This is a genomic window from Nocardia terrae (assembly GCF_009760405.1).
Classification (GTDB): Bacteria; Actinomycetota; Actinomycetes; order Mycobacteriales; family Mycobacteriaceae; genus Nocardia; species Nocardia terrae.
The window spans coordinates 88,898-102,233 of the sequence record NZ_WRPP01000013.1 but is presented as its reverse complement, the minus strand read 5'-3'; the positions used below and the strand labels follow the sequence as shown (position 1 = coordinate 102,233).

Below are 13,336 nucleotides of genomic sequence, written 5' to 3'. Positions count from 1 at the left end.
TAGCGGGCGGTCTCCTTTGGAGACCGCCCGCTGTGTCGTTCCAGACCGAGTCATCGGCGAGGCGTGGGTGTGGCCGGGAATCCGAAGGCGGCGACCAGGCTCGGGTCTTGGAAGGCGATCACTCTGGTCACGCCGGTTGCGGTGGGTGTCAGCACCGCGACCCCGTAGGGGGTCGGTGGGCCGTCTCCGTCGCGGTGGTAGGCGATGACGGCCGGGTGGCCGTTGGCTCTGGTGGGCAGCATGCGCCAGTCGCCCGGCGCGCCCAGGACGTACCGCTCCAGTTGACGCATGCAGGCCGCTCGGCCCGCGTACCAGTTCTTGTACGGGGTTGCTTCCAAGGTGGCGTCGGCGCGCAGGACCTGTTCCAGCAGAGTGACATCGGAGTGTTCGAAGGCGGCGATGTAGCCCGCCAGGAGAGTGCGGGCGCGCGGGTCGGTGGGTTCGATCAGGTCATCGGGAGCGGTGTCGAGTTCGGTGAGCCGGAGGCGGGCTCGTTGCAGGCCGGCCTTCACTGCCGCCGGTGTGGTGCCGAGCATGGTGGCGGTTTCGGCGGCGGTGAAGGCCAGCACCTCCCGCAGGATCAGGATCGCGCGCTGGCGGGCGGGCAGGTGCTGCAGGCTGGCGACCAGGGCCAAACGCAGGGATTCGCGGTCGATCACGGACGACTCGGGATCGTCGGCCGAGTCGGCGATCAGTGCGTCCGGCAGCGGCTGCAGCCAGGAGATCCCCGACCCGGTGTCGGGGTCGGGCGGGGCATCCGGCCCCTGGTAGGGGTCGCCCAAGCCGGCGGGCAGCAGCCGTCGCCGATCATCGGCCAGGGCGTCCAGGCAGACCCGGGTGGCGATGGCGTAGAGCCAGGTGCGGATCGAGGACCGGCCCTCGAATCTCGCGTACCCGCGCCACGCGCGAATGTAGGTCTCCTGCACCAGGTCCTCGGCCTCGTGCACGGAACCGACCATTCGATAGCAGTGGGCCAGCAGTTCACGACGGTGCCGCTCGGTTTCCGCGACGAACCTCCGGTCCGCCGCCACGTCACTGTCGGTCTTTCCACGCGCGGCCCTGACCGCCGCACGCCGGTCACGCGTCATCGGAACTCCTGCCGTCGGCCGGGTTTCGCCGTTCGAAACCATCGTAGGTATCGACTCGATCGGCCGACGAAAGGTAACTCCGCGCAGGTCAGGGCAATTCATCCGCGTCGATGAACTCCTTGGCGAAATCACGCACCGTGCCCGGGTCGAGGGAGTTGTGGAAACCGATCAGGAGTTCGTCGACGCCTGCGGCTTGGTAGGCGGCGATCCGGTCTCTGATGGTGTCGAGGGTGCCGATGAGTCCGTAGTCGGCCAGTTCGCCCGGAAAGACCATGGGCGACCACGGCGGGACTTGCGCCCGGGCTTCGGCATCGGTGTCGGCGATGATGCAGTAGCTGGTCGAGGTGCGGGTGATGGTGTCGTAGTCGCGGCCGAGCGCCGCGCAGTGTTCGGCGAGGATCCGGTACTTGCGGACCAGTTCATCCGGCGACACCTGGACATTGCACGCGTCGGCGTGCTCGGCGACCAGTCTCAAGGTGACCTTCTCACCGGCGCCCGCTATCAGCAGCGGGATGTGCGGCTGCTGAACACCTTTGGGGTCGTTCAGCGCCCTGTGCACTCGGTAGTGCTTGCCGTCGAAGGTGGTTTCGGGCTGGGTCCACATCGAGCGGATGATGCGGGCGGCTTCGCCGAGTTGCCGTAACCGGGTGGGTGCGTCGTCGAATCGGTAGCCATAGGCGGTGTATTCGTCCTCGTACCAGCCCGCGCCGATGCCGAAGGTCAGGCGGCCGTGCGAGATGACGTCCAGGGTGGAGGCCATTTTGGCCTGCAGGGCGGGGTTGCGGTAATTGTTGCCCGTCACCATCTGACCGATACGGATGCGGCCGGTGTCCCGGGCCAGCGCGGTGAGTGTGGTCCAGCTTTCGAAGACGTAGTCCGGTGCGGGCGGGAACGGGACGAAATGGTCGGCGACCCAGACCGTCTCGTATCCCGATTCGTCGGCCGCCCGGGCCAGCTCGGTGATCGTTTCGTAGGCCGCGACCGGATCGGTGTGCCCGGCGAAATCGTGTCCGAGCCCGGTGGGGAGGTAAAGGCTGAATTTCATGCTGGCGCGGCTTTCTGGTCGAACGGGTAGCTGTCACCCATATCGACGCCCGCCGCGCTTCCTGGGGAACTCTCCGCAGGTCACAGCGGCAAGAGCAACGCCATACCCGGGACCACCCGCCCGCGTGTACAAAACTTACGAAATTTTGTTGACACGTCCCCGATACGCGGCGGATACCGGGGCTTTCTAGCGTGCGGGGCATGTCAGAGACGCTCGCAGCCGGGGCGACCACGGTCCCGCGAACACCGTGGTACCGATCGATGTTCACGCAGCTGCTGATCGCGGTGGTCGCGGGCATCGTGGTCGGCAAGTTCTGGCCGTGGCTGGGGACCGATCTGAAACCGTTGGGGGACGGGTTCATCAAGCTGATCAAGATGGTGATCGCGCCGATCGTGTTCTGCACGGTGGTGCTCGGGATCGCGCACGTCGGGAATCTCAAGTCTGTCGGGCGGATCGGGGTCAAGGCACTGATCTACTTCGAGGTGGTGACCACCTTCGCGTTGCTGTTCGGGCTGCTGGTCGGGAACCTGGTGAAGCCGGGCGCGGGGTTCCACATCGACGCGCAGACGCTGGCCACGGGGGCTGACCAGATCGCGAAGACGACGCAGAAGGCGGAGCTGCCGCACACCGTCGATTTCCTGCTGAACATCATTCCGACGTCACTGGTTTCGGCGTTCGCCGAGAACAAGCTGCTGCAGGTGCTGTTCGTGTCGGTGCTGTTCGGGCTGGCGCTGGCGAAGTTCGGGGAGAACGGGCCACCGGTGGTGCTGGAGGCCATCGACCACGTGAGCCGGATCCTGTTCATCGTGATCGGCTGGATCATGCGGCTCTCGCCGCTGGGCGCGTTCGGGGCGATGGCCTACATCATCGGACAGTACGGGCTGAAAGCCCTTGGCACATACGGGAAGTTGATCGCGTGCTGCTACGGGGCGGCGCTGCTGTTCATTCTGGTGTTGGCCGCGATCACGCGGATCTTCGCGGGTGCGAGCCTGTGGAAGTTCTTGCGCTACATCAAGGATGAACTGTTCGTGGCGCTGGGCACGGCGTCCACCGAGGTGGTGCTGCCGCGCATCATGACCAAGCTGGTGGACGCGGGCTGCTCGCGCGCCACCACGGGTCTGGTTGTGCCGACGGGCTATTCGTTCAATCTCGACGGCGCGACCCTGTACCTGGCGATCTGCGTGCTGTTCCTGGCGCAGGCGCTGGGCGTCGACCTGAGCGTGGGCGAGCAGGTGACCGCCCTGGCCGCGCTCATGCTCACCTCCAAGGGCATGGCGGGTGTGCCGGGCTCCTCCTTCCTGGCGCTGTCGGCGACCGTCAGCGCCATCGGGCACGGCTCGATTCCCGTTGCGGCCGTGGCGATTCTGCTCGGTGCGGACCGGCTCATGGACTCCATGCGGGTGACGGTGAACCTGCTCGGCAACTGCGTCGCCACCCTGGTGGTGGCCCGGTGGGAGGGCCAGCTGGATTCCGACCGGCTCGCCCGCGTGCTGGACGGGAAGCCGGTGGAACCGCTGGACGACCCGGATCCGATGGCGGATCGGGCGCGGGTATGAACCGCTCAGGCGTCCCGAAGCACACCTCGGACAGCTCGCAGATGTTCATCGACGGACCTGTCGCGCTGCGGCTTTCGGTGGTGGTTCTGGCTGCTCTGGTGATCGTCAGCGCATTCATCTTCCGCCGAGAGACGACGGCTGGGAGTCGGGAGTAGCGGCGGACCTTGATTCGCTAGGTCAGCCGATCGGCCCGTGGTCCGACGGCCGCAAAGGCAGCAACCCCGCGATGCTCGCCCTGACGCTGATCCTGTTGGGCCTCACCGCGGTCGCCGTGATGACCATCCGCCGTGGCGAAAGGTCAGGAGAGCAGGCGGACCTTGTCGGCTGACTCGTTCTGGCTGGAGCATTCCTGGTAGGGGTTCGGGCTGCCTTGGCGCTCACCGCAGACCCAGCGGATGGTGTCGACCTCTACGGCGATGTCGCCGGTGGACTGCTTGGCACGCTGGCCGGCGTAGGCGTTGACGACCGAGATCGCGGTGGGGCAGAAGTCGTCGCCGTGGGCGGTGGAGGCGACCACCGCGAGGCCCCAAGGGCCGGTGCCGCATTGGACGGCCTGGTGGCCGGCTGCAGGGAAGGCGGCGGCGGAGGTGGGGGCCGCGGCGGGGTGGGTGGAGGTGCCGGAGGCGGCGGTGGAGGAGGTGTCGTTGCAGGCGGTGAGGGCGAAGGCGGCGGCGATGGCCAGTGCCGCGCCCGCGATCTTCGCTGTCACGGCTGCGATCTTCGCTGTGGTCCGCACGAAAGCCTCCTCGTCGGGTGCCCCTCCCCTGGGCATTCTGCCCGGTTCGCGGCGTTCGCGAGGGATGCCACGCGTAGTTCGGCACGACCTGTCAGCCGATGTCGCGGCGGAATCGATCAGCCGATAGCGCGGCGGGGTCGGTCAGCCGACGTCGCGGCGCAGCCAGGTGACCTCCGCGCCGTCGCCGCCGAGGCGGTAGGGCTCGAGGATGTCGTCCCAGGGGGTGCCGAGGGCGCGGTCGATGGCGGCGGCGATCTCGGTGGCGGAGTTGCGGCCGTGGGCTCGGGCCTCGGCGACGATGGCGCGCAGGCGGTTCTCGCCGACCATGATGTCGCCGCTGGCGCCGGTCGCGCCGCTCCAGAGGCCGAGGCCGGGGACGAAGGAGAAGCGCTCGCCGTCGACACCCTCGCTGGGTTCCTCGGTGACTTCGAAATAGAGGACCGGCCAATCGCGCAATGCTCTGGCTAATCTCCCGCCGGTACCGACCGGACCGTACCAATCGGTGGTCGCGCGCAGCTGCCCCGACTCGGCGGGCTGGGCGGTCCAGCGGAGTTTCGCGGGAGCCTTGAGGGTGGAGGTGAGCGCCCATTCGATGTGCGGACACAGCGCCGCCGGCGACGAATGGATGTAGACGACTCCAGACGTCGCCTCCGCGAACTGACTAGACGCACGCACCACTGACACCTCCGGCTCGACGAGGGACGTCTTCCCCAACGGCCCATGTCGTGGCTCGGCGTTGCCCGAGTTTACTGGAGTGCCCGGTGTTGCGTGTGTTACTTAATGCCCGTGTCGGGCGCTACCCAAACTCCGCGATTACGGCGTCACTGAGGGGCGGCCAGGCAATACGGGCCCAATCACCGAAATTTTCGTCCGCGAGCGCGAGACACGCCATGCCGACGTCCGGGTCGACCCAGAGGAATGTCCCGGACTGGCCGAAGTGCCCGAAGGTGCGCGGCGAGTTCGTGGCGCCGGTCCAGTGCGGTTTCTTGTGATCGCGGATTTCGAATCCGAGACCCCAGTCGTTGGGGCGCTGCGACCCGAATCCGGGAAGTACGCCATTGCGATCCGGGAATTGCACTGTGCTTGCTTCGGAAACCAATTCCGCACTCACGACCGAGGGTTCCAGCAATTCTTCGGCGAAGCGCAGCAGATCTGCGACCGAGGACCGCCCGGCATGCCCGGCGGGACCCGCCAGCGCCGAGGAATTCATGCCCAGCGGCTCGAAAACGGCCTCGCGCAGATATTGATCGAACGCGATACCCGTCTGCGCCGCAACGAAATCCGCGAGCACTTCGAACCCGGCACTGGAATAGATCCGCTTCGCGCCCGGCTGCGCCAGCACCGCGGTCGAGTCGAAGGCCAGGCCGGAGGTGTGGGCGAGCAGGTGCCGCACCGTGGATCCGGGCGGGCCCGCGGGCTGGTCCAGCTCGATCGCCCCCTCCTCGACCGCCACCAGGACCCCGTACGCCACAAGGGGTTTGGTCACCGAGGCGAGGGGAAAGACCTTCGCGGTATCACCCTCGGTGTCCACCACGCCTTTGCCGCGGACGGCGACACCCGCCGCCGCGTTGGGAACCGGCCACTGTCGAATCTGATCGAGCGCTCGCACGTTACGAGCCTACGGTTTCCGCCACCGCGACCTTGTTCAGGGCCGAGCGGCGGCGGCCGTAGCCGAAGTAGACCACCAGTCCGACCGCCGACCACAGGGTGAAGGCCAGCCAGGTGACGCCCGGCAGGTGGATGAGCAGCCACACGCACATGGCGACGCCGATCACCGGGACCAGGGGCACCAGGGTGCGGAAGGTGCGCGGCAGCTCGGGCTTGGTGCGGCGCAGCACCAGCACGCCGATGTTCACCAGGCCGAAGGAGACCAGGGTGCCGATATTGGTGGCGTTCACCAGTTCTCCCAGCGGCACCAGCGCCGAGAGCACCGCGACCACGCCACCGACGATGAGGGTGTTGACCGTCGGCACCCGCTGCTTGCCGACCCGCGAGAACACCTTGGGCATGAGCCCGTCGCGGGACATGGCGACCAGGATGCGGGTCTGCCCGTAGAGCACGGTCAGCACGACCGAGGCGATGGCGATGACCGCGCCGCCCGCGAGGATGGTGGCGGGCCAGCCGCGTCCGGTGACGACTTCCAGCACGGTGGCCAGGGACGCGCCCGAGCCGCTGACGCCGTCGATGCCGACCGCGCCGACGGCGGTCAGCGCCACCGCGACGTACACCAGCGTCACGATGCCGAGCGAAATGATGATGGCGCGCGGCAGATCTCGCTGCGGATTCTTGGCCTCCTCGCCCGCGGTGGAGGCGGCGTCGAAGCCGATGAAGGAGAAGAACACCATCGAGGCCGCCGCGCCGATGCCGGAGACGCCGTAGGACGCGAAGGGGTGCAGGTTCGAGGAGTTGAACGCGGTGACCGCGACGCACACGAAGAAGATCAGCACCGCGATCTTGATCATGGTGGTGACGGTGGTGACCCGCGCGCTCTCCCGGATGCCGCCCAGCAGCACGACGGTCGCGAACAACACCACGACGGCCGCGGGCAGATTGAACACCCCGCCGTCACCGGGCGGCTGCGCCAGCACGTCCGGAATACGCCAGCCGATGGTGGAGCCGAGAAACTCGTTGAGGTACGCGCCCCACCCGACGGCGACCGCCGCGACCGAGACGCCGTACTCGAGCAGCAGGCACCAGCCGCACACCCAGGCGATGATCTCGCCCAGCGTCGCATAGGTATACGAGTAGGCCGAGCCCGACACCGGCACCGCACTGGCGAGCTCGGCGTACGACAGCGCCGAGAACAGCGCGGCCAGTGCGGCGATCACGAAGGAGACCACGACGGCGGGTCCGGCCAGCGGCGCGGCCTCGCCGAGGACCACGAAGATGCCGGTGCCCAGGGTCGCCCCGACCGACAGCGAGATCAGCGGAATCAGGCCCATGCTGCGGCGCAGGGCGGTGTGTTCGCCGTCGGAGGTGAGCTGTTCGACGGGTTTGGTCCGCAGCAATGATGAGGTAATCCGCGCGATTCCGGGCATGTACGGCCACGCTACCTGGTCAGAGGTGCATTCCGGACATCAGGGTGTCGTGTCGAGAGCTGTTTGCACTGCTCACAGCTATGCGCTGGCGTAGTGACCGCCGTGCGCGGTCGCCGGACCCGGTTACGATCGGACCCATCATGAGTGAGCAGGTCACGATCCACGGCGAGGTGGACTCGGGTTTCGGCCCGGTCGCCGACGCGTTCCGCCGCAATTTCACCCGGCACGGCGAGATCGGTGCGGCCGTGGCCGTATTCGACGGGGATCGGCCGGTGGTGGATCTGTGGGCCGGGCAGCGCGATCGCAATCGGCGAGTGGCGTGGGAGCGCGACACCATGGCCCCGGTGTTCTCCTCCACCAAGGGCATGGCCGCGTTCGTGGTGGCGTGGGCGGTGTCGACGGGACTGCTCGGCTACGAGGATCCGGTCGCCCTGCACTGGCCGGAGTTCGCCGCGCACGGGAAAGAGTCGATCACCGTGCGGCAGCTGCTGGACCATCAGGCGGGCGTGCCCGCGCTGGATCGGGTGCTGCGGCTGCCGGATGTGGCGGACCTGGATGGCACGGCGGCCGTGCTGGCGGAGCAGAAACCGTTGTGGCGACCGGGAACTCGGCACGGCTACCACCCGATCACCGCGGGGCTGTATCAGCGGGAGTTGATCCGTCGCGTCGATCCACGGCATCGCACGCTGGGCCGGATCTTCGCCGAGGAGTTCGCCGAGCCGCTGGGCCTGGACTTCTATATCGGTCTGCCCGAAGACGTTTCGATGGATCGCATCGCCACCATGTCGGCGACCGAGGGCCTCGATATCCTGCGCTATGAGCGGGATCTGCCGGTGCGCATCGGAATTCAGCTCTACGGCAAGCGCGGCCTGTCCTATCGCGCGCTCAACAGTCCGCGCATGGGCGCGGCCGCCAAGGCGGCCCGCCGCGAGTTCCTCGCGGTCGAGAGCCCCGGGCACGGCGGTGTCGGCACCGCCCGCGCGCTGGCCCGCGTTTACGGTGCGGCCGCGGCGCGCACCGGCGAGCTGCCCATCGAGCGAGAGCTGCTGGACCGCTTGGCCGCCGCCGATACCGCCGACGACGTGCCCGCCGAGGATCTGGTGCTGCTCACCCCGAGCCGCTACCACCTGGGTTTCCGCAAGTCGCGCGGCAGTTTCCGCTTCGGCTCGGACAAACGCGCCTACGGCACCACCGGCTACGGCGGTTCGTTCGGATTCGCCGATCCGGCAACGGGTCTCGGCTTCGGCTATGCGATGAACCGCCTGGGCCTGGCGGTGCTCGACGATGTCCGCTCCCGCAATCTGCGCGAGGCCCTGCTCCGCTGCCGCTGACCGAGCCGGGCTAGCCCCGGACGTCGTGCACGTGGTGCACGAGATCGTGGATGAAGTAGCGGGCCATGGAGTCGATGGTGAACGCGGAACCGTTGCTGCGCAGGGCCGCCCGATCCAGCTCGGCGACGGGCACGGATTCGAAGGCGTGCGCGACGATTTCGGCGGCGGTGGCGAGTTCGGCCGCGACGGCGGCGGTTTCGGCGGCCGCGTAGTTCTCGGCCAGCGCGGTGGCGTCCTGGTCCCAGTTGGCGAACATGGGAATCCCGTTGTCCCCCACCGTGACCGTGGTGTCGTAGCCGCCGATCGCCGGTCCGGGACGGGCGGAGGCGGTGCGGGTGATGTCGAGCCGGTGGGTGAAGATGCGGCACACGTCGCGGACGTGGGCCGCGTATTCCACGGTCGACCAGGTGGAGTCGTCGGGCCGCAGGCTCGCGTCCGGTCGTTCCAGGGCCGCGGCCAGGCGGGCGGCGCTGTCGCGGGTCAACCCCGGCACGGCCTCGAAGGCGATGGTGTCGGGGTCGAATCCGCAGTCGGCGCAGGGGCGTTCGAGCACCCAGGTCCAGTCTTTGGCATCGGGAACGATCGGCATGGCAGACAACTTACGTTGGCGTTAGATTGCCGTCCACCAACATTCAGCCACCCATCGGCAAGATGGCGACAGGTTCGCCGTCACTCCATCCAGCGGTGCGCCTTCTCGAACAGCTCGAGGGTGATGGCGTGCAGGAAGTCGCCGACCTGCTTGGGCGCCTTGCCCGCACAGGCGCGCGCATGGGTGCCCTCCAGCACGATGCCGAGCTTGAAGCACGCCAGCACGGAGTACCAGGTGACGTGGCTCAGGTCGCGATCGGAGAACTGCCCGTAGTGCGCGATCATCTCCTCGGCCGTGGGCAGCCCGCCCACCGCGCCGAGCGAACCGACCAGAGCCGCACCGGTGGTGCCGGGCTCGGGCCGGGTGGCGATCTGCCAGCCCAGATCCAGCAGTGGGTCGCCGATGGTGGACATCTCCCAGTCGACCATGGCCACCACCTCGGGGCCATCGAAGGAGAACATCATGTTCGCCAGGTGGCAGTCGCCGTGCAGGATGCCGGGTTTCGCGGTGGTGGGGCGATTGCGGTCGAGCCACTCGCCGACCTGCTGGACGCCGGGGATCTCCGGGCCGGGGTAGCCCTCGTTGACGCTGTAGGACTCGAGTTCCTTGAGCCAGCGCGGCACCTGGCGTTCCAGGAAGCCCTCGGGCTTGCCGTAGTCGGCCAGGCCGAGCGCCTCGTGATCGAGGGAGCCGAGGCGAGCGATGGCCTCGACGGCCGACAGGCCCATCTGCCGGCGCACCTCCGGGTCGGAGGCGTGCGGTTCGGGCAGCTCGTTCTGCGGGTTGAAGCCGTTGATCGGCTCCATCAGGTAGAACGACGCGCCGAGCATGGACTCGTCCGGGCACGCGGCGATCACCTTGGGGGCGCGGATCTCGGTGTCGCCGAGCGCACCCAGGATGCGGGACTCGCGCTGGATGACGGTGTTGCTGGCCGCGCGCAGATGCTTGGGCCCGCGCCGCAGCACGTAGTCGGCGCCGCCGCGGCGGAAGCGCAGCATGATGTTCTGGGTGCCGCCGCCGAGCGGCTTCACATCCTCGAACTCGCCGCCGGGCAAGCCCTGCTCTTCCATCCATTTCCCGACGATCGCGAAATCGACGACGTCACGATCCACCTCGACCGGCTGCGCTACAGACATGCCGCCCATTGTGCCCCAGGCCGCCGAGAGAACTGAAGGCGTCCGCCCGCAGTAGTGGCGGGGGCCTCGTTCACGCAGGTCGGGGCGTGGTGTTTCGGGACCGCAGGCGTAATGTTCGTGCTCAAATGCGCACCCTGTTGATCGACAACTACGACTCGTTCACCTACAACCTGTATCAGCTGATCAGCAAGGTGAACGGGATCGAGCCTGCGGTCGTGCGCAATGACGAGGTGGGATCGATCGAGGAGCTGGGGCTCGACGGGTTCGACAACATCGTCATCTCCCCCGGTCCCGGGCGGCCGGACATTCCTCGCGACTTCGGCATCTCGGCCGAGTTGATCGCCCGGGCGGACTTGCCTTTGCTGGGTGTGTGCCTGGGGCATCAGGGCATCGTGATCGCGGCGGGCGGGGCGGTGATCGCCGCGCCGCAGGCCCGGCACGGGTATCCCGATCGCGTCACCCACGACGGGCGGGAGCTGTTCGCCGGTGTGCCGCAGGACTTCTCGGCGGTGCGGTATCACTCGCTGTGCGCGGCGCGGCCGCTCCCGGAGGTCCTGGAGGTCACCGCGACCGCTCCCGACGGGGTGATCATGGGCGTCCGGCACCGGACGCGGCCGCAGTGGGGTGTGCAGTTCCATCCCGAGTCCATCTCCAGCGAGCACGGTGAACTGCTGCTGCGCAACTTCGCCGACCTGACCGTCGAATGGCAGCGGCGGCACGGTGTTTCGCCGCGTGCCGGCGACACCGCGATGGCTGCGCCGATCGGCGCCGGGACTTCGGTGGTGGCCGCGCCGGTTCGCTACCGGGTCGAGCAGCGGGTGATCGAACGGGCCGTCGATGCCGAAGCCGTGTTCGACGCGCTGTATTCCGCGTCCCCGCATGCCTTCTGGCTCGACAGCGAGCATGTGGAGCCCGGCCTGGATCGCTTCTCGTTCCTCGGCGACGCCTCCGGGCCGTTGGCCGAGGTCGTGCGCTACCGGGTCGGCAGCGGGCACGTCGTGATCGAATCCGCGGGCGGTCGCCGTGAGGTGCCGGGCGGGGTGCTCGACTACCTGTCGGGCGAGCTCCGCCGCCGCGACATCGACTTCCCGGATGTGCCTTTCGATTTCGCGGGCGGCTACGTCGGGTATCTCGGCTACGAGATGAAGGCCGACTGCGGCGCGCTGGCGGTGCATCGCGCGCCCACGCCCGACGCGCAGTGGATCTTCGCCGATCGGCTGATCGTGGTCGACCACGAGGCGGGCCGGACACATCTGCTGGCCCTGTCCGAGCCGGAATCCGCCGGCGCGGCCCAGGATTGGCTGGCCGCCACCGAGGCGATCGTGGAAACCCTCCCGACATGGGAGAATCCGCCACCGCTCGAACTACACCTGGACGAGGCGGCGGTCGCGCCCTACCTGACCCGCGGCCGCGCACGGTATCTGGCCGATGTCGCCGCCTGCCAGGAGCAACTCCTCGCCGGCGAGTCCTACGAAATCTGCCTCACCGACAGCGCGTATCCGCCCGGCGACGCCGACGGCCTCACCGTGTATCGCACTCTGCGCCGCAGCAATCCGGCTCCCTACGCCGCCTTCCTGCGTTTCACGGACCTGGAGGTGGCCTGCTCCTCCCCCGAGCGCTTCCTCAAGGTGGACCGCTCCCGCACGGTCGAGAGCAAGCCGATCAAGGGCACCGCGCCGCGCGGCCGCACCCCCGCCGAAGACGCCGACCTGGCAGCGGAATTGGCGCGCAACCCCAAGACCCGCGCCGAGAACCTCATGATCGTCGACCTGCTCCGCAACGATCTCGGCCGTGTCTGCGAGATCGGCTCCGTCCACGTCCCCCACCTCATGGCCGTCGAAACCTACACCACCCTGCACCAATTGGTGTCCACGGTCCGCGGCGCCCTCCGCCCCGGCCTCACCCCCCTCGACGCCCTGCGCGCCTGCTTCCCCGGCGGCTCCATGACCGGCGCCCCCAAACTCCGCACCCTCGAGATCATCGACGCCCTCGAAACCGAGGCCCGCGGCATCTATTCCGGCACCATCGGCTTCCTCGGCCTCGGTGGCACCGCCGACCTCAACATCGTCATCCGGACCGCCGTGCGCCACGACAACCGCTGGCGAATCGGCGCGGGCGGCGCAGTCGTCCTCGACTCCGACCCCGCCGACGAGTACCACGAAATGGTCTGGAAAGCCGCCGCCGCCCTCCGCGCCCTCCCCGGCATGGGCACAGCCGTTCCGCTTTCCTCTCACCGCTGAAGGACCGCCCGGGTCGGTCCGCTACTTGCGGCGGGTGCGGCGGGACTTGTCCTGCGGGGGCTCGGGTTCGGGGGTTTCGCGGGTGCCGGTCAAGCGGCCGAGGAGGGAGACGCCGGGAAGTTTGTCGAGGCGGGTGAAGACCTCTTCGCCGAGGGCGGTGAGGGATTCGAGGCGGGTGAGCATTTTGTCGTAGGCGAGGAAGGCGGGTTCGGCCAGGGCCAGGGTGCGGTCGAGGCGGTCGATGGTGGAGTTGAGGCGTTCGACCGCCGTGGTGAGGCTTTGGATGAGGTCGGGGAGTTGGGCGGCCAGTTGGATGGAGGCGGGTGGGAGGCGGACCGCGGTGTCGAAGGCGGTGGTGGCGGTGACCTGGGCCGAGTCGAGGGCCTGACCGGCGGCCGTCTGGGCGGCTTCGACGGCGGCCTGGGCGGCGGCCAGGATGTCTCCGGCGGTGGGGACGCGCGGGGTCGAGGGTTTGGCGCGCGGTGTGGGCTGCTGGCGGCCGCCCTTGGGGTTGCTCATGCCTCTACTGTGCCGGACATTTTTCAGATTCCGGTGGAGGGTCGGCCGCGATCTGTTG

Annotated in this window: 12 protein-coding genes; 3 read left to right on the top strand and 9 right to left on the bottom strand. The window is 68.5% G+C overall.

All coding sequences use genetic code 11. The features are described 5' to 3' along the window. Window positions 1-50 precede the first annotated feature (50 nt). Complete coding sequence (locus GPX89_RS40000; RefSeq protein WP_157392991.1) at window positions 51-1,088, bottom strand: RNA polymerase subunit sigma-70; 1,038 nt, start codon at window positions 1,086-1,088, stop codon at window positions 51-53. 88 nt (window positions 1,089-1,176) lie between these two features. Continuing rightward, the gene (locus GPX89_RS39995; RefSeq protein WP_157392990.1) at window positions 1,177-2,133 is read right to left on the bottom strand and encodes an LLM class F420-dependent oxidoreductase; all 957 of its coding nucleotides are present in this window, start codon (window positions 2,131-2,133) and stop codon (window positions 1,177-1,179) included. A gap of 200 nt (window positions 2,134-2,333) precedes the next feature. Between GPX89_RS39995 and dctA the strand changes: the two genes are divergently transcribed. After that, window positions 2,334-3,689 carry a C4-dicarboxylate transporter DctA gene (gene dctA, locus GPX89_RS39990; RefSeq protein ID WP_157392989.1) on the top strand — a complete coding sequence of 452 codons (1,356 nt, stop codon included), beginning with the start codon at window positions 2,334-2,336 and terminating at the stop codon, window positions 3,687-3,689. A gap of 298 nt (window positions 3,690-3,987) precedes the next feature. Here dctA and GPX89_RS45705 read toward each other — a convergent pair whose 3' ends face one another. The 4 genes from GPX89_RS45705 to GPX89_RS39970 form a co-directional block, all read right to left on the bottom strand. Further along, on the bottom strand, window positions 3,988-4,425 hold the full coding sequence (locus tag GPX89_RS45705; RefSeq protein WP_157392988.1) for a hypothetical protein: 438 nt from the start codon (window positions 4,423-4,425) through the stop codon (window positions 3,988-3,990). Between the two features lie 141 nt (window positions 4,426-4,566). Beyond that, the gene (locus GPX89_RS39980) at window positions 4,567-5,100 is read right to left on the bottom strand and encodes a DUF3145 domain-containing protein (protein ID WP_328602860.1); all 534 of its coding nucleotides are present in this window, start codon (window positions 5,098-5,100) and stop codon (window positions 4,567-4,569) included. A gap of 121 nt (window positions 5,101-5,221) precedes the next feature. Further along, window positions 5,222-6,034 carry a serine hydrolase domain-containing protein gene (locus GPX89_RS39975; RefSeq protein ID WP_328602859.1) on the bottom strand — a complete coding sequence of 271 codons (813 nt, stop codon included), beginning with the start codon at window positions 6,032-6,034 and terminating at the stop codon, window positions 5,222-5,224. Window position 6,035: 1 nt separating this feature from the next. Continuing rightward, window positions 6,036-7,463, bottom strand: a complete 1,428-nt coding sequence (locus GPX89_RS39970) for an amino acid permease (protein WP_157392986.1) — start codon at window positions 7,461-7,463, stop codon at window positions 6,036-6,038. 140 nt (window positions 7,464-7,603) lie between these two features. Here GPX89_RS39970 and GPX89_RS39965 point away from each other — a divergent pair, with 140 nt between their 5' ends. Beyond that, window positions 7,604-8,794: a serine hydrolase domain-containing protein gene (locus tag GPX89_RS39965; protein ID WP_157392985.1), complete on the top strand. Its 1,191-nt coding sequence runs from the start codon at window positions 7,604-7,606 to the stop codon at window positions 8,792-8,794. Window positions 8,795-8,804: 10 nt separating this feature from the next. Here the strand turns inward: GPX89_RS39965 and GPX89_RS39960 are convergent, their stop codons facing one another. Together GPX89_RS39960 and GPX89_RS39955 are read right to left on the bottom strand one after the other, a co-directional pair. Next, complete coding sequence (locus tag GPX89_RS39960) at window positions 8,805-9,383, bottom strand: DinB family protein (RefSeq protein WP_157392984.1); 579 nt, start codon at window positions 9,381-9,383, stop codon at window positions 8,805-8,807. A gap of 80 nt (window positions 9,384-9,463) precedes the next feature. Beyond that, the gene (locus GPX89_RS39955) at window positions 9,464-10,528 is read right to left on the bottom strand and encodes a phosphotransferase family protein (protein WP_157392983.1); all 1,065 of its coding nucleotides are present in this window, start codon (window positions 10,526-10,528) and stop codon (window positions 9,464-9,466) included. 116 nt (window positions 10,529-10,644) lie between these two features. On the opposite strand from GPX89_RS39955, the gene pabB reads away from it, so the two are divergent. Beyond that, a complete protein-coding gene (pabB, locus tag GPX89_RS39950; protein ID WP_157392982.1) occupies window positions 10,645-12,759 on the top strand; it encodes an aminodeoxychorismate synthase component I in 2,115 nt (704 codons plus the stop codon). Window positions 12,760-12,780: 21 nt separating this feature from the next. Here pabB and GPX89_RS39945 read toward each other — a convergent pair whose 3' ends face one another. Continuing rightward, entirely contained in the window at window positions 12,781-13,278 is a 498-nt protein-coding gene (locus GPX89_RS39945) for a hypothetical protein (protein ID WP_157392981.1), read from the bottom strand. Window positions 13,279-13,336: the final 58 nt, after the last annotated feature.